Consider the following 18,705-nt stretch of genomic DNA (forward strand, 5'->3'; position numbering starts at 1 on the left):
GGCAGCCTGGTCCGCTCACGACAAATCGCGCGCCCAGACCTGTCCCACCAGGTCCTTGCCGAAACTGCGGTGCTTCTCTTCTTCGATCAACTGGAAGCCGGCCTTCTCGTAGATCCGGCGCGCCTCCACCAGCACGCTGTTGGTCCACAGCATCATGCGCGTGTAGCCCGCCTGTTTCGCGAACCGCAGGCATTCCTCCACCAGCCGGTGCCCGATGCCCAGTCCGCGCGCGCCGGCGTCGACGTACAGCAGGCGCAGCTTCGCCGTGGTCTCGTCCTGGCGCACGACGAAGACCGAGCCGACCATCTTGCCGTCCTTCTCGGCAATCCAGCAGCGTTCGCGGCCGCGGTCGAAATCGCGAATGAACTTGGCCACGATCTCGGCCACCAGCGCTTCGTATTCGGCGTTCCAGCCGTATTCCCGGGCGTACACCACCGCCTGGTTGGCCACGACCAGGCCCATGTCGCCGGGCACGGGGTCGCGCAGCACGTAGCCCGCGGGCGTCTTGTCGCCCAGGAGATTCTGGATGTCGTTCATGGCGTCGATCAGTTGCTGTTGCGCTGGCTCCGGAAGTTGCTTCAGGACGGCGATGATTTCGTTCCTGGAAGCGTCATCGAGAGGCGCGAACGCGGCGCGCCCCGCCTCGGTCAGTTCCAACTGGCCGACGCGGGCGTCCTCGGCGGACCGGGTCTTGGCGACCAGGCCCTTCTTCTCGAATCCCGAGACCACGCGGCTGACGTAGCCCGCGTCGAGGTTCAGTTCCCGGCAGAGGTCGGACGTGCTGAGGGCGGACCGGTGCGCCAGTTCATAGAGAATGCGCACTTCCGTGAGGGAAAACTCGCTGGCCAGCAGGTGCTCGTGCAGCACCCCGATGTGGCGCGTGTAGAAGCGGTTGAACCGCCGCACCGCCTCGGCGCGGTCGTGTAGCGTTTGATCCGACATGGCGGCTCCATATGCTTGCCTAAAGCATATTATTACTTGCTTTTAGCAAGTATTCAAGCGCACCCCGCCCTAAGCCACGTCCGCCGCGAACCTCAGCAAGTAGCCGTCCGGATCCTGCACCAGGAATTCCTTGCAGGCGGACCATCCCGAACCCACCCGGTAGCGTTTTTCCTCGATCGGACGGAATAGCGGCCAACCGGCGCCCTCCAGGGCCGCCACTATCGGCTCCACGCCCGGCACCTGCATCTGGAAATTGATGCCCCGCCCGAAAGGCCGTTCCAACGGGGCCGTTTCCCAGGCGCCGTTGAGTTCGCACAGCATGATCTGCAGCGGGCCGCGCTCGATATAGGCGAAACCGGCTTCCCGCCGGGCATAGGCGACTTCGAATCCCAGGAGGCCGCACCAGAAGGCCAGGCTGGCCTCCAGATCGGTGACATCCAGTTCGGGGACCAGGGGCGCGAAGCCCCCCGTGGGAGTCCTGCCCTCGGAGGCAGCGGCATTGCGTTCCTGCTGGTTCATTTGCACATCCTGTCATTGCGGGCATGGACGCGTCCGGCCCGTTGTCCTGTCGTTGCGCCCGCCGGGATACTACAGGACCTGGAACGTTCGCAGCGCCGTGGCGAAGCCCCCTTCGATGCGCGAGTAGGGCCGGGCGCTCGTCGTCACCCTCGGGCGCGCGCTCCAGGCGATGCTGCAGCCTTCGCGCTGCAGCCGGTCGACCAGCGCCTGGTCTTCGCTGCAGGCCAGCGCGCGGAATCCGCCGGCGCGGCGATACGCGGGCGCGGCGATCCCGAGGTTGGCGCCGTGGACGTGGCGATGCCCGTCCCGGTCCTGGTAGTGCATGGAAAATCCGCGCCGAGCCTTGTGGGCCTCCGTGCCATGGGCGGCCCAGCCCGACACGCCCACGGTGCCGCAGACCACGTCCGCCTTCAGCGAAAGCTGTTCCACCAGCCAGCGGGACGACACGCGCGTATCGGCATCGGTAAAGGCCAGCCAGCGCGCGCCGGCTTCCAGCAAATGCCGGGCGCCGGCCGCCCGCGCAATGCCGACATTGCGGGCGCGTATCGCCAGGCAGCGCACCGGCCATGCCGCCGCCAGCAGCGCCGTCCGGTCGCGGCACATATCCAGGACCACCACGATCTGCACCGGCTCGTCCCGCAGCAGCGGGTGCCGGGCCGCGGCCGTCGCGGACCTCAGGCAGGCGGCGATGTAGCGCTCTTCGTCATGGGCGGGTATGCAGATTCCGATCATCGTCCCATCCTTCGCGCGCCGTTTGCATGCGCCAACTGTCCAGCCTGAAGTCCCGTTCCCGGTGGCGGACGAGCCGCGTCATGCCAGGCAGGCTCCCGATCGCCTCGTGCAGCGCGTCCGTCGCAAGGCGGCGGTCGGAAAAATCCCGCCGCCAATGGCAGGCCACCAGCTCCGCGCCGGGACGCAGGCTGCGCCCCAGCAATCTCAGGAACCGCGCCATTTCGGCATCGTTCAGGTAGTAGCCGAATTCCGACAGCACGCCCAGGTCGAAGGCGCCCTCCGTATGCGCCGGCCATTGCGCGGGCAAGTCCCGCGTCAGCGCCTGCACGCCGTCCACCCCCTGCGCGGCGACGCGGCGCCTGCAGCGGCGGATGGCGGTGCTGGACAGGTCGACCGCGCAGACCCGGTCGCAGCGCTGCGCAAGACGCAGCGTCATGTCGCCTTCGCCGCAGCCCGGCTCGAAGGCGTGGGCGTAGCGCTCGCGGCTCAAGGCGGCCAGCAGGAGTTCGCGCTTGCGCCGTTCATACCAGTTGGAGCGCAGCGCCCAGGGGTCTTCGCGGGACCGGTAAAGCCGTTCGAAATGTTCCTCTACAGTGCCCATGGCGGCTCCGCAAGGCCGGCGACGATTGCGCCATGCGCGGCCTGATCGCGCTCGGCGTGGCTTTGCCGGATGAACAGGGGCAGGTCCGCCACGGCCTGGGCGAACGCCGCTTCATGGCACAGCGGGCCCGCGCCCAGCGCGCGCCCGGCCCGGCGCAGCACTTCCTCGGCCGCCGCCTCCGTCGCCAGTCTTGCCCTTGCCGTGGCCAGCGCGCAGCGGTCCTCCGGACGGGCATCGATCGCATCCGCGGCGTCGCGCAGCATGGCGCGCGCCTGGGCGACCGCGATATCGACGGCGCCCAGATGCGCCAGCCGGTGCGGATCGGATGGCGCCCCGGCGCGCAGACGCTGCGCGATGCGCGTGACTCCTCCGAACCAGCAGGCCGCGACCCCGGCGCCGCCGTGCAGGAAACCCGGCCTGTCCACGTACGCGTTCGGCGCTCCGACCGCGATTGCCGGCGTGCGGTCGAACCGCACATTCACCGTGGCGGCGGCGCCCATGCCCGCCGCTTTCCAGCCGGCGTCCACCAGCGTCACGCCGGCCTGCCGCAGGGACACGGCGGCCAGGCAAGGACGGCCCTCGCCATCCCAGCCGCTGACCAAGGCATGCGTCAGGCAGGCCGCGCCCGAGCACCAGGCCTTCACCCCATGCAGCGTCACGCCGCCGCCCGGCCGGGTGGCTATCGCCACGCGGTTCCGCGGCGGCTCGGCGCACCACACGCCCCAGCGGCTGCCGCGCGGAGCAAGCGGTGAAGCCCCCAGTTCGGCAAGGATCGCCAGGGCGTCGGTATGGCCTTCGAACACTTTGGCCAGCGCCAGATCGGCCGCGCCGACCCGGGCGAAGGCGCGCCAACGGTCCAGCGTGCCGCCGGACCCGGGCAAGGGCAGGCTATCGCACCCGGCATCCACCAAGGCGCGCAATTCGCGGCCCGGGTCGATCGGCCAGCTTGCGGCGGCCAGCAAGCCGTCCAGGCGGCTGGCCGAGGAACCGGGCAACGAAAAGATTCGTGAGGACATGCCGTCTGCGCGTCGGGAAGGAGGCCCGGTTCCAGCAAGCGGCGTACCCGGCCCGCGGCTGGCGGTCCGGCACGGCGATTGCTGGCCCCCTGGCGCCTCGGGAGCAATACCGCAACCCGGACTGGCCTTGGGAGACCGCCGATGACGCTTGCTCGTTCCGTTCATGCCGGGCCGCCGCGGCCCGGGAACCGTGCCCGGCCGGACGGGCGCCGGGCCTGAGCCCGGACAGGCCGCCGGCATGGACGCGCTATGGGAATTCCTGCAGTGGCCGGCAATGGCGGCATCGCTGGCTGCCGCCTGGCTGGTGGCCTCGCGCGGCATGGGCAAGCGGCATGCGGGCTTCTGGGTGTTCCTGTCGAGCAACGCGCTATGGATCGCCTGGGGCTGGCACGATGGCGCCTATGCGCTCATCGCGCTGCAACTGGGGCTGGCCGCCCTCAACGTGCGCGGCGTCATGAAAAACGACGCTTCGCACGCGGCCTCCTCGTCCGAGCCCGGGCGGGACTGAGGCCGGCCGCGGCGCCTCCCCGCGCCGCGATCCGGGATGGCCGGCAGGCGGCGATTGGCGGTAATCTGGCAGGCCCGAGCCGTCGTCCGCACAGGAAGATTCCATGTCGTATCTGCTTTTCATCGTCGAACCGGTGGGCCAGCGCGCCCAGCGCACACCCGAGGAAGGCCGCGAGGCCTATGCGCAAATGATGGACTACGCCGAAGGCCTGAAGTCGCGCGGGCTGCTGGCGCGCGCGGAATCGCTGAAGTCGGAGTCGGAAGCGGTGCGGCTGCGGGTCCGGGACGGCGAGCGTTCGCTGGTGGACGGCCCCTACGCCGAGGCCAAGGAGATGATCGGGGGATTCTTCCTGCTGACCTGCGAGACGCGCGAAGAAGCGTTGGCGCTGGCGGCGCAATGCCCTGCCGCCCGCTGGGCCACGGTGGAAGTCCGGGAACTGGGACCGTGCTTCCTGTAGGCGCCGCAGGCGCGGCCCTGCCCCGGCATCGGTACTTACCCTAGGTTCTCCATTTTCCTGTCGATCCGGCGCGGCGCGGTTCGTCGTGCCTGTACAAGCCCCGGAACCCGCGGGCTGTGTTTTCCGACCCAAGGAGACTGAGGAATGCGATTCATGATCCTCGTGCGGGCCACGCCCGACAGCGAAGCCGGCGTCATGCCGGAAGAAAGCATGCTCGCCGCGATGACGGCCTATCACGAAGCCCTGGCCAAGGCCGGCGTGCTGCTGGACGCCAATGGCCTGCGGCCTTCGTCCCAGGGCTGGCGCGTGCGCTACGACAACGGCCAGCGCTCGGTGGTGGACGGCCCCTTCGCCGATACCAAGGAATTGATCGCCGGCTACACCATGATCCAGGTGCGCTCGCGCGAAGAGGCCATGCAGTGGGCGCTGCGCTTTCCCGAACCCTTCATCGGCCAGCCCTGCTCGATCGAAGTGCGCCAACTGTACGAGCTGGACGATTTGGCGCCCAGCAAGGCAGTCGAACGGTTCCGGCAAATCATGCCGGGCAATGGCCGCTGACCGGCCGCCCTTCCCGCTCACTGGCGGCCGAGCGCCGCGACCCTTACGGAAACCCACGCCATGCCCAAGCAGATCTTCGTCAATCTTCCCATCGCCGACATGCAGAAATCCCAGGCCTTCTTCAAGCGCCTGGGATTCACCTTCAACCCGCAATTCACCAACGACCAGGGCGCGTGCATGGTCGTGAGCGACAGCATCTACGTCATGCTGCTGGTGAAGGACTACTTCCAGACCTTCACCGGCAAGCCGGTGGCCGACGCCGCCAAGACCACGGAGGTGCTGATCGCGCTGTCCTGCGACAGCCGCGCCGAGGTCGACGACCTGGTGGCGCGGGCGCTCGCCGCGGGCGGCGCCGCGCCGCGCCAGCCGCAGGACCATGGCTTCATGTACGCCCATGGCTTCGAAGACCTGGACGGCCACATCTGGGAACTGGTGTACATGGTTCCCGGCGAGGCGCCCGCCGCATGACGGCGCTGGCGGCCACGCATCGCGCCATCGAGGCGGTCTGGCGGATCGAGGCCGCCAGCGTCATCGCCGGCGTCGCGCGCCTGGTGCGCGACGTCGGGCTGGCCGAAGAACTGGCGCAGGATGCCCTGGTCGCCGCCCTGGAACGCTGGCCCGAGACCGGCGTGCCGGACAATCCGGGAGCGTGGCTGATGACCACCGCGAAGAACCGCGCCCGCGACCGCCTGCGGCTGGACGCGCTGCATGCGCGCAAGCACGCGCAGATCGGCCATGAACTGGCGGCCTTGCAGGCGGACGTGGAGCCCGATTTCGTCGACGCCCTGGACGCCGCCCGGCAGGACGATATCGGCGACGATCTGCTGCGCCTGATGTTCACCGCCTGCCACCCGCTGCTGTCCACCGAGGCGCGGGTGGCGCTGACGCTGCGCCTGCTGGGCGGGCTGTCCACGGTGGAGATCGCGCGCGCCTTCCTGGCGCCGGAATCCACCATCGCGCAGCGCATCGTGCGGGCCAAGCGCAGCCTCTCGGCGGCGCGCGTGCCCTTCGAGGTGCCGCGGGCCGAGGACCGGGCGCCGCGCCTGGCCTCCGTGCTGGAGGTCATCTACCTGATCTTCAACGAAGGCTATTCGGCCACGTCCGGCGACGACTGGACGCGTCCCGCGCTGTGCGACGAAGCCCTGCGGCTCGGCCGCGTCCTGGCCGGACTGGCACCCGCGGAAAGCGAAGTGCACGGCCTGGTGGCGCTGATGGAATTGCAGGCCTCGCGCCTGCATGCGCGCGCCGACGCGCAGGGCCGCCCCGTGCTGCTGATGGAACAGGACCGCGGCCGCTGGGATCCCCTCCTGATCCGACGCGGCCTGGCGGCGCTGGCGCGCTCGGACGCGCTGGGCGGCGCCCGCGGCCCCTACGCGCTGCAGGCCGCGCTGGCCGCCTGCCATGCCCGGGCACGCGCGCCCGAGGACACCGACTGGCCCCGCATCGTGGCGCTGTACGACGCGCTGGCGCAGGCCCAGCCCTCGCCCGTGGTCGAGCTGAACCGCGCCGTGGCGGTCGGCATGGCCTTCGGCCCGCAAGCCGGGCTGGACCTGGCCGACCGGCTGGCGCAGGAGCCGGCGCTGGCCAATTACCACTGGCTGCCCAGCGTGCGCGGCGACCTGCTGGCCAAGCTGGGACGCCAGGCCGAGGCCCGCGCCGAATTCGAGCGCGCGGCCGGCATGACGCGCAACGCGCGCGAACGGGAACTGCTGCTGGAGCGGGCCGCGGCGATGGGCCCGGAGACGTGAAACCCGGGGCGGCTCAGCCGCGCCCGGCGCCGGCGCGCATTGCGGCGGTCAATATCTGATCGGTATCGAGGACGCGCGCGTAATCCGCTTCCAGATTGGCCAGCGACAACACATGCACGTCCTCCGCCGGCCAGAGCCGGCCATTGCGGTCGCGCAGATCGAAGGTATAGGCGGCGTCGCCGGCCACCACGGCGCGGAAACCCAGGTTGCCGGCCGACCTCGCGGTGCTCTCGACGGAATTGTTGGTAATGACGCCCGCGATCAGCACATCCCGGATGTCCCGCTGCCGCAGCCAGCGTTCCAGCCCCGTCGCCGCGAAGGCGTCCGGCACGTTCTTCTCGACCACGTGTTCCCCGGGTTGCGGTTCGAAATCCTGCTGGAACTCCGCGCCACGCTGCCCCGGCCAGAAGACCGAGCCCGGAAACCTCGACATGTGCCGCACGTGCACGACAGGCCTGCCCGACCTGCGCCACGCTGCCAGCAAGCGCAGCATGTTGGACTCCGCCCCTGGATTGTTGCGCGCGCCCAGCCGGGGTTCGTTCATGCCTTTCTGCATGTCGATGAGGATCAGGGCGGTGGCTGTGGGCAGGATATCCATGGGCGGCGCGGACGGAAGGGGCGGCGCCGGCCGAACTGGCGCCCGGCCGGCCAAGATACTGCATTGGCGAGGCTTGTCAACGCCGGACGCGCGGACATGCTTAAATTCCCGTCATGCATCCCGCCCATGCCGTTGCCCCGGACTTCGCCGCGCCCGCCATGCCGGGCGTGCCGGCGGTGTTCGACCATCCCGGCGACCGCGCGGAATTCAGGCAGGCGGCGCATCTGCCCGGGGTCGAGCTGTACCGCGCCCACATCATCCGCCACGCCTTCGAGCCGCATACCCACGAAGCTTACGGCCTGGGCGCCATCGAGTCCGGCGTCGAGCGCTTCCGCTACCGCGGGTCGGACCACCTGGCGCCGCCGGGCTCGGTGGTGCTGATGAATCCCGACGAGCTGCACACCGGGCGCGCCGAAACCGAGGGCGGCTGGCGCTACCGCATGGCCTACCTGGACCCGGACGTGGTGCGGCGCGTGACCGGCGACAGCGGCTGGTGGTTCGACGCCGCGGTGGGCATCGACGCCGCCGGCGCGCAGCGCGTGACCGCCCTGCTCGATACCCTGTGGCAGGCGCGCGAGCCGCTGGCCTTCGACAGCGCCCTGTACGCGCTGCTGGCGGAATTCCGCCGCCATGCGCGCATGGACCGGCCCGTCCGCGCCGAAGGCGCGCCGCGCTTCGCGCCCGTGGTCGATTACCTGCGCGCGCACCTGTCGCGCCGGCTTACCCTGGACGAGCTCGCGGCCGTGGCCGGACTCAGCCCCTTCCATTTCCTGCGCCGCTTCCAGGCGCAGTACCACGCCACGCCGCAGCAGATGCTGATGGCGCTGCGGCTGTTCGAGGCCAAGCGCCGGCTGGCCGCGGGCGAACCGCCCGCCCAGGTGGCGCTGGCCGCGGGCCTGACCGACCAGGCCCACCTGACCCGCGCCTTCTCGCGCCGCTACGGCGTCACGCCCGCCCGCTACCAGAAGCAGGTCCATTCCTGATCCCCGGACCGCAAGCTGGTACAAGACGCGCCGGTTGCGCGCTGGCTACATTGGGGCCGGACTGACCTGGAGCAATCGTATGTGGGCTGGAACCCTTTACGCCCTGGCCGCCGGCCTGATGTGGGGGCTGGTGTTCGTGGGCCCCCTGCTGTTGCCGGAATATCCCGCGGCCCTGCAATCGGTGGCGCGCTATCTGGCGTTCGGCCTGATCGCCCTGCCGCTGGCCTGGCTGGACCGCCGCGCCCTGCGCCAGTTGAGCCGCGCCGACTGGATCGAAGCGCTGAAGCTCGCCGCCATCGGCAACCTGCTGTACTACCTGTGCCTGGCCAGCGCCATCCAGCGCGCGGGCGGCCCGCTGCCCACCATGCTGATCGGCACCCTGCCCGTGGTCATCGCCATCAGCGCCAACCTGCGCAACGCGCGGCGCGACGGCAAGCTGCCCTGGAAGCGGCTGGCGCCGTCGCTGGCGCTGATCGCGCTGGGCATCGCCTTCGTCAACCAGGTGGAGTTGCAGGCGCTGCGCCAGGACGCCGGCGCCGACCTGGAACGCTATGCCGTGGGCGCCCTGCTGGCGCTGGGCGCCGTGGCCTGCTGGACCTGGTATCCGCTGCGCAATGCGGACTGGCTGCGCGCGCACCCGGATCGCAGCCCGCGCACCTGGGCCACCGCCCAGGGCGTGGCCACCCTGCCGCTGGCGCTCGCGGGCTATGCCGCGCTGTGGGGAGGCATGGCCGCCGCCGGCAGCGCGTTTCCCATGCCGGCGGGCCCGCGGCCCGAGGTCTTCCTGGCCCTGATGGCCATCATCGGCCTGTTCGCGTCCTGGCTGGGCACGCTGTGCTGGAACGAGGCCAGCCAGCGCCTGCCCACCGCGCTGGCCGGACAGCTCATCGTGTTCGAAACGCTGGCGGCCCTGGCCTACGCCTTCATCCTGCGCGGCCAGATGCCGCAGCCCCTGACGCTCGCCGGCATCGCCTGCCTGATGATAGGCGTGCTGCGCGCCGTGCGCGTGAAGCCGGAGCCGCTATCTGCGGCCGCCTGAGTCTTCCCACGCCCGGCGAAATCCTGGCTACCGAGTTCCTTGAGCCCCTGGGCCTGACGCACCTGCAAAGCCAATATGACGCGGACATGACCCGCCAAGCACTGGGCAAGGAATTGGAATCCATCGAACCCTATGCCGCAATGGCATGACGCCCCGCGCGGGCTGCATTTTTCTACGACAGGATCTCCGGCAACCGCCGCAGGTCGTCGATGACTTCGGACGCGCCTTCGTCCAGCAGCCGCTGGCGCTGGTCCGGCCCGTTGTGCGATGCGCCCACGAAACCGATGGCGCGCATGCGCGCGGCGCGGGCGGCGCGCACGCCGGGCACGCTGTCTTCCACCACCACGCAATCCAGGATCGCCGCCCGCATCTGCCGGGCCGCGTACAGGAAAATGTCGGGCGCCGGCTTGCCGCGCGCCACCTGCGCCGTGCTGAAGACGTTGGGCGCGAACGCGTCCCACAGGTCGACCATCTTCAAGGCCGCTTCCAGCTTGGCGGGCAGGCTGCTGGAGGCCACGCAGACCTGCATCCCGCGCTCGCGCAGCGCCGCCACCGTCTCGGCCGCGCCGGGCAGCGCGCGCAGTTCCTGGCGGAACGTGGCTTCCAGCCTGTCGGCGTACTGCCGCGCGAATCCGTCCGGCAGGCTGCGCTCGCTTTCCTGTTGCAGCGTCCGCCACATGTCCGCGTCGGGAATGCCGGCGAAACGGTGCGCGGCCTCTTCGGGCGTGATGGCGATGCCGTGCGCGGCCAGGGCCCGCGACTGGGCGCGCGCCGCGATGATCTCGCTATCGATCAGGACGCCGTCGCAATCGAAGATGACCAGGCGAGGGGCAGGCGTATGCATAGGGACTCCACAATGGACGAACCGCCATGATATGCCCGCCGCGTGACAACGGCGCGGCCCGCCGCGCCGCCTACAGCCCGGCGCCCTTCAGGCGCCGCAGGCGCCATGCCAGCGCCACGCCGCCCAGCCCCGCCGCGGCCACGATGAGCGAGGCCGACGCCCACCCGTAGCGGTCGATCGCGCCGCCCACGGCCAGCGGCCCGATCACCTGCCCGAGATTGCTGCCCTGCATCACCAGCCCCACCGACGCCGCCGTCAGCCCGGGACGCGGCGCCAGCAGGGGCGCGGTGCCCAGCAGCGTGGCCGGTATCAGCCCGCCCACCGCCGAGAACAGCACGCACAGCAGAAAGGTGGGCATGGCGGGCAGCACGGACCGGAAGATCAGCAGCGCCACGGCGCCCATCGCCACGCTGGCGCAGGCGATGAGCGTGGACCGCCGCCAGCCGCGCGCCAGCAGCACGCCCGCGCCCAGGTTGCCGACCATGTTGGCCGCGCTGGCGATGGCGCTGTAGACGCCGGCCGTGGCCAGCGTGAGGCCCAGTTGCTCGGTCAGCAGGATAGGCAGGAAAGTGAACAGCGCGAAGAACATCAAGCTGTAAAGCATGAACGACAACGCCAGCAAGCCCGGCCCGGGCGCGCCCACGGTGTCCGCCGTATCCTGGCGCAGCCCGCGCCACGACAGGCGCGCCCCGGCCGGCGTGGCGGGCGCCAGCGCCGCCACGCTCACCAGCGCCACCGCCACCGCCGCGCCCGCGCACCACCAATAGGCGCGCCAGTCCCCGAAGGCCTGCGAAGCCAGCATGGCGATGGCCATGCCCGCGGGCATGTAGCAGCTCCACAGCGCGAACGCGAAGTCACGGTTGGAAGCCGACACCAAGCGTTGCAAGGCGGCCGGCCCCGCCACCGTAATCATCAGAAAGCCCAGGCCCTCGACCACGCGCGAAGCCAGGAGGATGCCGTAGCCCGGCGCCATGGCGCCCATGGCCGAACCCGCCGCCGTCGCCGCCAGCCCGGCCAGCAGCATGCGCCGCGCGCCAAAGCGCGTGATGACGCCGCCCGCCGCGATCCCGCCGAACATGCCCAGGACGGAGAACACGGCGGCCAGCGCCCCGATGGAGGCCAGGTCCAGCCCGAGGTCCTTGCGCAACAGCGGCGCGGCGATGATGAGCTTGCCCACCTGCAGCGCCGCCACCACGCCCGCCCCCACGATCGCCAGCACCGCCCCCCGGCGCGCTTCTTCCTTGCCCATGCTTGTCTCCCCTCTTCGGAACCCAGCCAGGATGCCAGCAGAAACCGATTCCGGTAAGTGATAACCTTCTGATTAAATTGATCGATTCTGTAGATCGGCCGGCAGAATGATAGACGCCCTCACCCTGGACCAGTTGCGCGTGTTCGCCGCCGTGGCCGACGCCGGCAGTTTCCGCGCGGCCGCGCGCCGCCTGTCGCGCGTGCAGTCGGCCGTCAGCCACGCCATCGCCAACATGGAGTCGCAACTGGGCGTGACGCTGTTCGACAGGAGCGGCCACCGGCCCGCGATGACGCCCCAGGGCGCAGCGCTGCTGGCCAACGCCCGCGACATCCTGCTGCGCGTGGACGCCCTGCGCGCCCGCGCCCAAGGGCTGGGCGAAGGCGTCGAACTCGAACTGTCCCTGGCCGTGGACACCTTGTTTCCGATCGCGGAAGTCGGCGCCGCCCTGAACGCCATGCGCGCCGTCTATCCCTCGGTCGCCGCCCGGGTTTCGGTGCTGCCCCTGGGCGGCCCGATCGAAGCCCTGCTGGCGCGCAGCCACACGCTGGGCATCATCGCGGGCGAACATTTCCGCCACCCGCGCATCGCCGTGCAGGCGCTATCGTCCGTGCAGATGGTGGCGGTGGTGGGCGCGGCGCACGCCCTGGCGCGGCACGTCGCCGCGGACGCGCCGCTGGGCCCGGCGGAACTCGCGGACCACGTGCAGATCGTGCAATCGGACCCTTCCGCGCTGACGGAAGGCCGCGACTTCGCGGTGCTGTCGCCGCAGACCTGCCGCGTCAACGGCCAGGACGCCAAGCACGCCCTGATCGTGGCGGGCGTCGGCTGGGGCCGCCTGCCGTTGTGGCAGGTGGAACACGACCTGGCCGAAGGCCGCCTGCTGCGCCTGCCGACCGGCAGCCTGGGACGCGGCAGCCAGGTGGCCACCGAGACCTATCTGGCGCACCGCATCGACCAGCCCCTGGGCCCGGCGGCCCGGGTCCTCGCGGCCGCGCTGCAAGCCGCGGACCCGGACTAGGCTCCCCGCTGCGCGTAGCTCACGCCCATGCCGGCCCGCACGTCGTTCTGGATGCCGTAGGGCGGTATGGGGTAGCGCAGCCCGTTGGCCGACAAGGCCTTCATGCCTTCGATGGCGATCGGCAGGTAGCGCGGCGGCAGGGCCATCAGCATTTCCTCGTCCGGCACGCCGCCGTAGCGGCGCTCGGCGAAACAGGGCAGCGACAGGCTGGGTTCGCCGGTGGCCAGCGCCCGGCCCCAGGAGTCCGCACAGGCGGTCTCGCCGACCACGCTCCAGTCGAAGCGCCGGTAGTTCTTCCATTGCAGGCCGTTGATCAGGATGATCATCTGGCCGGGCGTGGCGTAGACCAGGCAGATGTCGGGAGGATCCAGCCGGCCCGAGGCCAGGGGCGAAACCACCATGCCGCGGTACTTGCCCGCCGGCACGCAGGACAGCGCTTCCTGGCGGGCCCGCGCGTCCTCCGGCGTGGCGTGCCACACGCCCACGTAGTCCTTGCCGCTCTTCCAGGCCTCGTCCTGCGGCCCCAGGCCGATCACCGCGCGGCACTGCGCGCCGACCAGGTCGTCGCCGGTGATGCCCACCGTCCAGCCCAGCCGGGCCGCCATGCCCACGATCTGGTCGGTGGTGTGCGTGGCCTGCGGGCGCCGCAGGCCCTTGACCGCCGCCATGTCTTCTTCGCGCTCGTAGAGCTTCATGCCGATGACCGTGGTCTTCAGGCGCAGCAGCTTGTTCAGGTCATCGACCAGCGATGCCCAGTTCAGTGTCGTCTCTTCCATGCCCGTCCTTTGGACTGTCGTGCGCGGACTTTTCCGCATTGCCGCAGATTGATTGCGGTCAGCAACGACTATAACGAATCGCCCGCCGGGCCCCCGATTGCTCTATCGTGGGATGCGGCAACCCTGCAAGCGGCAAGGCCCGCAAGCAACTCCCCGGCTTCCAAGGAGCCCACCATGAACCGTTTCGAACAGAAGACCGTCCTGGTCACGGGCGGCACCAGCGGCATCGGCCTCGCCGCCGCCCAGGCCTTCGCCGCCGAAGGGGCCCGCGTCGTCGTCACCGGCCGCGACGCCGCGGTGCTGAAGCAGGTCCGCGCCAGCCTGGGCCCGCACGCCCTGGCCCTGCGCAACGACGCCGGCGCGCCCGGCGCGGCCGCCGCGCTGGCGGCCGAATTGCGCCAGGCCGGCATCCGCCTGGACGCCGTATTCATCAACGCCGGCGTAGCCCGGTTCGCTCCGCTGGCCGAAGCCACCGAGGCGCTCTGGGACCAGACTTTCTCGACCAACGTCAAAGGCGCGTACTTCCAATTGCAGGCGCTGGACCCGCTGCTCAATCCCGGCGCTTCCATCGTGCTGAACGGCTCGATCAACGCCCGCATCGGCATGCCGGCTTCCTCCATTTACGCCGCCAGCAAGGCCGCGCTGATCTCCCTGGCCAAGACCTTGTCGGCGGAACTGCTGCCGCGCGGAATACGCGTCAACGTCGTGAGCCCGGGCCCCGTCGCCACGCCGATCTACAGCAAGCTGGGACTGGACGCCGAAGCGCTGGAAAAGACCGCCGCCGGCATCCGCGCCCAGGTGCCGCTGGGCCGCTTCGGCACCCCGCAGGAAATCGCCTCGACCGTGCTGCACCTGGCCTCGCCCGAGTCCGCCTTCATCGTCGGCACGGAAATCATAGCGGACGGGGGCATGAGCCAGTTATAGGATTCAGGCCCCGATGGAACGCAGCGCGCGCTTGCAGATCCGTTCCGTCGCCTCGGCCGGATGGCCTTTCGACCAGCGCGCGCAGACGCCTCGCACCCAGTCCGGCCGGTCCTTGCTGGCGTCGTTCAGCCAGTTCGCCACCGAGTCCTGCACATAGGCGGCCGGATCGGCCCGCAGCGGTTCCAGCAGGGGCAGCGCCCTGCCGGGATCGGTTTTCAACGCCGCGATGTGCGCGCACCAGACCCCGCGCGGCCGCAAGGACTCGCTGGCGAAGCGCCGCACCCGTTCTGAGGGATCCCCGGTCCAGGGCAGCAGCAGTTCCACGGCGGCGTCCAGTTCGGCGGCCAGTTGCGGGCGCACTGCCAGCCAGGCCCATTCCCGCACGCCGAAGTGCGCGTCGTCGGCCAGCGGGCGGATAAGATCCAGGCGCTCGCGCAGCGTCGCGGCCGGCATGGCGCCCAACATGAAGCAGGCCCAGCCGCGCACGGTATCCGAACGGTGCGCCTTCAGCGTCTCGAAGCCGTCCGGCCCCAGCCGCTCTTCCAGGAGGCGCGCCGCCAGCGCCATGCGGCGGGAAATCCCCAGCGCCGCCTGCGCGCGCATCGCATTGACCGCGCCGTCGCCCGCGTCGGGCGCCACGGCCTGCATCAGCGCGGCAAAATCCACCGCCAGGCATTCGGTCAGCGTGGCGGCGGGCTCGCCCGCATTCAGCCGCGCCAGGCGTTCCGGGTCGACGTCCTTGACGCCCCGGCCGGACGGCTTCGAAGCCGCGGATCCCGCCTTGCTCATGATGCTAGCTCCTTTGACGCGGCGCGGCCCGCGTCCGTGCCCGACCAGATCCGCGCCAGCAATCCGCGCAGGCTCGCCGCGTCCCGCGGGCCCAGGTCCGCGAACAGCGAACCGATCCAGTCCGTATGTTCCTTGAGGAGCCTTGCGGCCATCGCCCTGCCCTTGGCGGTGAGCTTCACCTTGACCTTGCGCCGGTCTTCCTTGCCCGCCTTCCGAGACAGAAAGCCGTCGCGCTCCAATCCGTCCAGCAAGCCCGTGACCGTGGCGCGCGTGACGCCGGCACCTTCGGCCAGCTCGTGCGGCGCCATCCCGTCCGCCTGTTCGTGCAGCAGGAACAACAACACGAACTTGCCTTCGGACAGCCCATGCGGCGCCAGCCGCGCAGCGCAGTCCCGGTCGATGGCGGCGGCCAGCGACAGCAGTTGGAAACATAGGCCGATGCCGCCGGCCGAGGGCAGGCCCCGCTCGGCCGCGACGCTCAGCAGCGCGCGGTGCTTGGGTTCCAGCATGTGTTGCGCGTCCTGCATGGAAGGCGTTCCGGAAGTGATTCACCAGCACATAGTAAGGCGCCTAATCATTATTTCGCAAGTTGCCTGGGACCGCCATCCACGCCCGCGCCCGCCCCGCCGCCGGTCAGCCGGCCAGCGCGCCGTGGATGCGACTGGCGATGACCGGGTCTTCCAGGTATCCGTCGATGCCGTGCCGGTTGCTGCTGCGGTTATGGACGTCGGTCTTGTTTTCGATGGCCGGAACCACCCTGAAATTCCGCTGGTCCAGCGGATATAGCGCCACCACGTCATGCGGGTCCAGCGCGTTGAACCAACTGCCCACGCACGCCGGATGCCTGACGCCGCCCAGGCGCTCCCGTATCGCCTTGATCCCCAGCGGCGAACCCAGGGTGATCAGCGCCGGCACGCGCCAGCCCGCCTGGCTGCCGGTCTGACGCAGCAGCAGGTAGGCGACGATCGTTCCCAGGGAATGGGCGACCACCACCTTGTCCAGCGGCCGGTCGAAAGCCTCGCCGACGCCGCCGTTGATCGTGTTGCGGACATTGGTTTTGCGCAGGTACATGGACACGTCGCTCGTCAGCAGGGCGATCAGGGCGCCGCTGCCCGGCACACGCTGATCGATGGTCCGCAGCACGGCATGCACCCAGCGCCAGTTCTGAGGCCCGCGCTCGACCGCGATCGGTCCGGCGGCGGGCGGAAGATTGCGGCCGATCTCGTCCTCGCCTATCCGGCACGCAACGATGTATTCGTCCAGCAGGGCCAGCAGCAAGCCCGCGGCGCCCTCGTCTTCCTGGGCCCCGCGCACAATGATCTTCGCGGCGTCCTCTTCGGCGACGCCCTTGACCAGATCGCGCAGCGTGTCGCCGTAGAACGGAAAGCGGATCCGGTCCTCGGGGATGGGCATCGCCAGCCCGACCTTCGCGAGCCCCCTGCCCCAGGCGTCGATCCAGGCGCGCTTGAGCGCCTCCGAATCCTTGTCCTGTTGGGACCGCCCATGGATCAGCACAAGTTCTTTCATGCCCTGGGCGCCTGCATCTCGTATAGCTCGGCCGAACCGGTCGCGGGCTCCAGCCACGCCTCCAGCGCCCGCACACCGGCCGGTGTGTAGTGCGCCCACAGCTCGCCGGTATCGTGCTGGCGCAAAGCGCGAAGCTCATGCGGAAGCGCGCGTCCCAGCAAATCCATCAGAATCCATCCCGCCGAGAGCAGCGGTGTCGCGGGCATGAAATCGCTGGGCGCATAGGTCTCCCACAGCAGGTCGCGCGACAGGAACGCCAAATCGAACAGGCGCACGCCCAGGTTCTGGTACAGATAGTCCTGCAAGGCGCGGATGCGGCCGGTCTCGCCGATCTCCCGGTACGCATAGGCGGCATGAAGCGCCAAGACCGGGTCCAGGAAGCGGAGATTGCGCATGCGGTCGTCCAGGACGCCGGCGCTTGCCGGGTCGAGTTCAAGAACGCATTGTCTGGCGCCCTCGGCCACCGCCGCGCGCAGCCACCGGAGTTCGCGCAGGTCTTCCGCGTCGGCCCGCGCGTCCAGGGGATCGTAGCGCAGCGCAAACCCGCCCTGGGCATCGAACTCCAGGATGCCCGCGCATCCCTCGAAGACGGGCAACAGCATTCCGGAGCCGTCGCCGAACACCAGCAGGGCCTGCTCGGGCTTCGAAAGAAGGGGAAACTCCCAGGCCGTATAGGACTCGGTCGGACCGCCGGGCGCTGGCTGGTAGACGCCGGCGCGCCGCCCGATCCGGCCGCCGTATTCCCGGCACACCACCCGCCGGACGTCGCGGCCCCGCACGATGAAGCCGGGCTCGCGCAACTCCGGCGCTTCGGCGAGGGCGGAGCGGATCACGCTATTGAGCAGGCGGCTGGCCGTGTCCGACAGCGCCCGCGAGACCTGAAGCTCCAGGCCGGCGCTGTCGGCGGGGTGCCTGACCAGATAATCGACGAGGCCGCCGGAGGAAAGCGGCGGCGGCGTCGAAGGCGGCGTCGACGGTGGTATGGGCGGCGGCATTCCGTCCTCCGGTTGCCAGGCCTCGCTTTCAGGCCCGTCTCCATTGCCCAGCGGCCCGGGCCCTGGGCGCGGCGCGCGGGGCAGGCCGTGCGGCATGCTGAGATCGAAGCGGGCGACCCAAGCGTCCTCGCCGGAGGTGATGCGCGCATCCGGGTCCTGGTTGGTCAGGACATGCATGCCGCGCCTGAGCAGATCGTCCGGCACCAGTATCTTCAGCGCCTCTTTCAGCGGCCTGGGCCGGATGAAACCGTTGTCCACCAGCCGCGGCTCGCTTCCGCCCAGCACATTGCACAGCACTTCGGTATAGACCGCCTGGTACACCTCGTTCGCCCCGACCAGGGTGGGCAATTCCAGCGCGGGCGCGCCCCGGCGGGTCGCGTAGAAGACATCGACGGGCTGCACGGGGTCCTGCTGGTCGAAACTCGGGAAGATGCTGCCGCCATGGATCTTGCTCTGCGGCACGTCTTTTGCGATGGTCCGGCACGCGTCCGAGATGAGCACCACGTGCGGGATCCTGCCCTCCTCCGCCAGCCCGACGCTGACCGCCACGTTGACCGCGGCGTTGGGATTGCCCGGAGCGTCCGACAAGTGCCAGAATTCGTACAGGCCTTGCGCAGAGCCATGGCCCGAAAAATAGACGATCAACTGCTCCAGCGAGTCCAGGTCGATGAATCGCTGGATGGACCGGTAGATCTGGTCCACGGAAACCGGATCGTCTTCGCCGTCCGTGATCCGCGCGATGCGGTCCTCCGGGATCCCCTGTTCGCGCGCCCACTGCTCCATCCGGTCCACGGCGCTTTCGACCGCTTCCAGCCGGCCCGGATTACCCTGGGTGCGGCTGACGCCGATAAGAACGATTGCCCGGTCCATGCAGCCTCGCTT

The 18,705-nt window shown here is 70.1% G+C and carries 22 protein-coding genes; 9 read left to right on the forward strand and 13 right to left on the reverse strand.

The window, feature by feature from the left end; translation table 11 throughout:
- Positions 1 to 15 precede the first annotated feature (15 nt).
- From WHX56_RS21580 to WHX56_RS21600, 5 genes are all read right to left on the reverse strand, one after another.
- Entirely contained in the window at positions 16 to 942 is a 927-nt protein-coding gene (locus tag WHX56_RS21580) for a helix-turn-helix domain-containing GNAT family N-acetyltransferase (RefSeq protein WP_338878942.1), read from the reverse strand.
- A 69-nt stretch (positions 943 to 1,011) separates the two neighbouring features.
- The gene (locus tag WHX56_RS21585) at positions 1,012 to 1,461 is read right to left on the reverse strand and encodes a bleomycin resistance protein (protein ID WP_129246305.1); all 450 of its coding nucleotides are present in this window, start codon (positions 1,459 to 1,461) and stop codon (positions 1,012 to 1,014) included.
- A gap of 69 nt (positions 1,462 to 1,530) precedes the next feature.
- The gene (locus WHX56_RS21590; RefSeq protein WP_129246303.1) at positions 1,531 to 2,193 is read right to left on the reverse strand and encodes a glycosyltransferase; all 663 of its coding nucleotides are present in this window, start codon (positions 2,191 to 2,193) and stop codon (positions 1,531 to 1,533) included.
- The gene (locus WHX56_RS21595; RefSeq protein WP_338878943.1) at positions 2,165 to 2,794 is read right to left on the reverse strand and encodes a class I SAM-dependent methyltransferase; all 630 of its coding nucleotides are present in this window, start codon (positions 2,792 to 2,794) and stop codon (positions 2,165 to 2,167) included. Before WHX56_RS21595 ends, WHX56_RS21590 begins: the two co-directional genes overlap by 29 nt.
- The gene (locus WHX56_RS21600) at positions 2,782 to 3,810 is read right to left on the reverse strand and encodes an acyl-CoA dehydrogenase (RefSeq protein WP_338878944.1); all 1,029 of its coding nucleotides are present in this window, start codon (positions 3,808 to 3,810) and stop codon (positions 2,782 to 2,784) included. The genes WHX56_RS21595 and WHX56_RS21600 overlap by 13 nt, the downstream gene beginning before the upstream one ends.
- Before the next feature lie 238 nt (positions 3,811 to 4,048).
- Between WHX56_RS21600 and WHX56_RS21605 the strand changes: the two genes are divergently transcribed.
- From WHX56_RS21605 to WHX56_RS21625, 5 genes are all read left to right on the forward strand, one after another.
- Entirely contained in the window at positions 4,049 to 4,318 is a 270-nt protein-coding gene (locus tag WHX56_RS21605) for a hypothetical protein (protein WP_338878945.1), read from the forward strand.
- Between the two features lie 103 nt (positions 4,319 to 4,421).
- On the forward strand, positions 4,422 to 4,775 hold the full coding sequence (locus WHX56_RS21610; RefSeq protein ID WP_338878946.1) for a YciI family protein: 354 nt from the start codon (positions 4,422 to 4,424) through the stop codon (positions 4,773 to 4,775).
- 144 nt (positions 4,776 to 4,919) lie between these two features.
- On the forward strand, positions 4,920 to 5,333 hold the full coding sequence (locus tag WHX56_RS21615; protein ID WP_129246293.1) for a YciI family protein: 414 nt from the start codon (positions 4,920 to 4,922) through the stop codon (positions 5,331 to 5,333).
- Between the two features lie 60 nt (positions 5,334 to 5,393).
- A complete protein-coding gene (locus tag WHX56_RS21620) occupies positions 5,394 to 5,801 on the forward strand; it encodes a VOC family protein (RefSeq protein WP_129246291.1) in 408 nt (135 codons plus the stop codon).
- Positions 5,798 to 7,081: an RNA polymerase sigma factor gene (locus WHX56_RS21625; protein ID WP_338878947.1), complete on the forward strand. Its 1,284-nt coding sequence runs from the start codon at positions 5,798 to 5,800 to the stop codon at positions 7,079 to 7,081. Before WHX56_RS21620 ends, WHX56_RS21625 begins: the two co-directional genes overlap by 4 nt.
- 13 nt (positions 7,082 to 7,094) lie before the next feature.
- On the opposite strand, the gene WHX56_RS21630 is transcribed toward WHX56_RS21625, so the two are convergent.
- Positions 7,095 to 7,679 carry a cysteine hydrolase family protein gene (locus WHX56_RS21630; protein WP_338878948.1) on the reverse strand — a complete coding sequence of 195 codons (585 nt, stop codon included), beginning with the start codon at positions 7,677 to 7,679 and terminating at the stop codon, positions 7,095 to 7,097.
- Between the two features lie 158 nt (positions 7,680 to 7,837).
- Here WHX56_RS21630 and WHX56_RS21635 point away from each other — a divergent pair, with 158 nt between their 5' ends.
- Both WHX56_RS21635 and WHX56_RS21640 read left to right on the forward strand, forming a co-directional pair.
- Positions 7,838 to 8,662 (forward strand): AraC family transcriptional regulator, encoded by an 825-nt coding sequence (locus WHX56_RS21635; protein ID WP_338881815.1) that lies wholly within the window; start codon positions 7,838 to 7,840, stop codon positions 8,660 to 8,662.
- 79 nt (positions 8,663 to 8,741) lie between these two features.
- Positions 8,742 to 9,701: a DMT family transporter gene (locus tag WHX56_RS21640; protein ID WP_129246287.1), complete on the forward strand. Its 960-nt coding sequence runs from the start codon at positions 8,742 to 8,744 to the stop codon at positions 9,699 to 9,701.
- A 172-nt stretch (positions 9,702 to 9,873) separates the two neighbouring features.
- Here WHX56_RS21640 and WHX56_RS21645 read toward each other — a convergent pair whose 3' ends face one another.
- Together WHX56_RS21645 and WHX56_RS21650 are read right to left on the reverse strand one after the other, a co-directional pair.
- On the reverse strand, positions 9,874 to 10,545 hold the full coding sequence (locus WHX56_RS21645) for an HAD family phosphatase (RefSeq protein WP_338878950.1): 672 nt from the start codon (positions 10,543 to 10,545) through the stop codon (positions 9,874 to 9,876).
- A 70-nt stretch (positions 10,546 to 10,615) separates the two neighbouring features.
- Positions 10,616 to 11,794: an MFS transporter gene (locus tag WHX56_RS21650; protein ID WP_338878951.1), complete on the reverse strand. Its 1,179-nt coding sequence runs from the start codon at positions 11,792 to 11,794 to the stop codon at positions 10,616 to 10,618.
- 106 nt (positions 11,795 to 11,900) lie between these two features.
- Here WHX56_RS21650 and WHX56_RS21655 point away from each other — a divergent pair, with 106 nt between their 5' ends.
- Positions 11,901 to 12,812, forward strand: coding sequence for a LysR family transcriptional regulator (locus WHX56_RS21655; RefSeq protein WP_338878952.1), 912 nt, complete (start codon positions 11,901 to 11,903; stop codon positions 12,810 to 12,812).
- Here WHX56_RS21655 and WHX56_RS21660 read toward each other — a convergent pair.
- Positions 12,809 to 13,588, reverse strand: a complete 780-nt coding sequence (locus WHX56_RS21660) for a DUF169 domain-containing protein (protein ID WP_129246279.1) — start codon at positions 13,586 to 13,588, stop codon at positions 12,809 to 12,811. The two genes, WHX56_RS21655 and WHX56_RS21660, sit on opposite strands and share 4 nt — an antisense overlap.
- A gap of 174 nt (positions 13,589 to 13,762) precedes the next feature.
- On the opposite strand from WHX56_RS21660, the gene WHX56_RS21665 reads away from it, so the two are divergent.
- Positions 13,763 to 14,512, forward strand: a complete 750-nt coding sequence (locus WHX56_RS21665; protein ID WP_287753242.1) for an SDR family oxidoreductase — start codon at positions 13,763 to 13,765, stop codon at positions 14,510 to 14,512.
- Positions 14,513 to 14,515: 3 nt separating this feature from the next.
- On the opposite strand, the gene WHX56_RS21670 is transcribed toward WHX56_RS21665, so the two are convergent.
- From WHX56_RS21670 to WHX56_RS21685, 4 genes are all read right to left on the reverse strand, one after another.
- Positions 14,516 to 15,301, reverse strand: coding sequence for a DNA alkylation repair protein (locus WHX56_RS21670; RefSeq protein WP_338878953.1), 786 nt, complete (start codon positions 15,299 to 15,301; stop codon positions 14,516 to 14,518).
- Positions 15,298 to 15,828: a MarR family transcriptional regulator gene (locus WHX56_RS21675; RefSeq protein WP_338878954.1), complete on the reverse strand. Its 531-nt coding sequence runs from the start codon at positions 15,826 to 15,828 to the stop codon at positions 15,298 to 15,300. The genes WHX56_RS21670 and WHX56_RS21675 overlap by 4 nt, the downstream gene beginning before the upstream one ends.
- 106 nt (positions 15,829 to 15,934) lie before the next feature.
- Positions 15,935 to 16,828: a hypothetical protein gene (locus WHX56_RS21680; RefSeq protein ID WP_338878955.1), complete on the reverse strand. Its 894-nt coding sequence runs from the start codon at positions 16,826 to 16,828 to the stop codon at positions 15,935 to 15,937.
- A complete protein-coding gene (locus tag WHX56_RS21685) occupies positions 16,825 to 18,693 on the reverse strand; it encodes a hypothetical protein (protein ID WP_338878956.1) in 1,869 nt (622 codons plus the stop codon). Before WHX56_RS21685 ends, WHX56_RS21680 begins: the two co-directional genes overlap by 4 nt.
- Between the last annotated feature and the right edge of the window lie 12 nt (positions 18,694 to 18,705).

This window comes from Achromobacter veterisilvae (assembly GCF_037619525.1).
In the GTDB taxonomy this organism is placed as follows: Bacteria; Pseudomonadota; Gammaproteobacteria; order Burkholderiales; family Burkholderiaceae_B; genus Achromobacter; species Achromobacter veterisilvae.

Coding starts and splice junctions, on each gene's coding strand:
- WHX56_RS21580 (WP_338878942.1), bottom strand. CDS start 942: ATGTCGGATCAAACGCTACACGACCGCGCCGAGGCGGTGCGGCGGTTC.
- WHX56_RS21585 (WP_129246305.1), bottom strand. CDS start 1,461: ATGAACCAGCAGGAACGCAATGCCGCTGCCTCCGAGGGCAGGACTCCC.
- WHX56_RS21590 (WP_129246303.1), bottom strand. CDS start 2,193: ATGATCGGAATCTGCATACCCGCCCATGACGAAGAGCGCTACATCGCC.
- WHX56_RS21595 (WP_338878943.1), bottom strand. CDS start 2,794: ATGGGCACTGTAGAGGAACATTTCGAACGGCTTTACCGGTCCCGCGAA.
- WHX56_RS21600 (WP_338878944.1), bottom strand. CDS start 3,810: ATGTCCTCACGAATCTTTTCGTTGCCCGGTTCCTCGGCCAGCCGCCTG.
- WHX56_RS21605 (WP_338878945.1), top strand. CDS start 4,049: ATGGACGCGCTATGGGAATTCCTGCAGTGGCCGGCAATGGCGGCATCG.
- WHX56_RS21610 (WP_338878946.1), top strand. CDS start 4,422: ATGTCGTATCTGCTTTTCATCGTCGAACCGGTGGGCCAGCGCGCCCAG.
- WHX56_RS21615 (WP_129246293.1), top strand. CDS start 4,920: ATGCGATTCATGATCCTCGTGCGGGCCACGCCCGACAGCGAAGCCGGC.
- WHX56_RS21620 (WP_129246291.1), top strand. CDS start 5,394: ATGCCCAAGCAGATCTTCGTCAATCTTCCCATCGCCGACATGCAGAAA.
- WHX56_RS21625 (WP_338878947.1), top strand. CDS start 5,798: ATGACGGCGCTGGCGGCCACGCATCGCGCCATCGAGGCGGTCTGGCGG.
- WHX56_RS21630 (WP_338878948.1), bottom strand. CDS start 7,679: ATGGATATCCTGCCCACAGCCACCGCCCTGATCCTCATCGACATGCAG.
- WHX56_RS21635 (WP_338881815.1), top strand. CDS start 7,838: ATGCCGGGCGTGCCGGCGGTGTTCGACCATCCCGGCGACCGCGCGGAA.
- WHX56_RS21640 (WP_129246287.1), top strand. CDS start 8,742: ATGTGGGCTGGAACCCTTTACGCCCTGGCCGCCGGCCTGATGTGGGGG.
- WHX56_RS21645 (WP_338878950.1), bottom strand. CDS start 10,545: ATGCATACGCCTGCCCCTCGCCTGGTCATCTTCGATTGCGACGGCGTC.
- WHX56_RS21650 (WP_338878951.1), bottom strand. CDS start 11,794: ATGGGCAAGGAAGAAGCGCGCCGGGGGGCGGTGCTGGCGATCGTGGGG.
- WHX56_RS21655 (WP_338878952.1), top strand. CDS start 11,901: ATGATAGACGCCCTCACCCTGGACCAGTTGCGCGTGTTCGCCGCCGTG.
- WHX56_RS21660 (WP_129246279.1), bottom strand. CDS start 13,588: ATGGAAGAGACGACACTGAACTGGGCATCGCTGGTCGATGACCTGAAC.
- WHX56_RS21665 (WP_287753242.1), top strand. CDS start 13,763: ATGAACCGTTTCGAACAGAAGACCGTCCTGGTCACGGGCGGCACCAGC.
- WHX56_RS21670 (WP_338878953.1), bottom strand. CDS start 15,301: ATGAGCAAGGCGGGATCCGCGGCTTCGAAGCCGTCCGGCCGGGGCGTC.
- WHX56_RS21675 (WP_338878954.1), bottom strand. CDS start 15,828: ATGCAGGACGCGCAACACATGCTGGAACCCAAGCACCGCGCGCTGCTG.
- WHX56_RS21680 (WP_338878955.1), bottom strand. CDS start 16,828: ATGAAAGAACTTGTGCTGATCCATGGGCGGTCCCAACAGGACAAGGAT.
- WHX56_RS21685 (WP_338878956.1), bottom strand. CDS start 18,693: ATGGACCGGGCAATCGTTCTTATCGGCGTCAGCCGCACCCAGGGTAAT.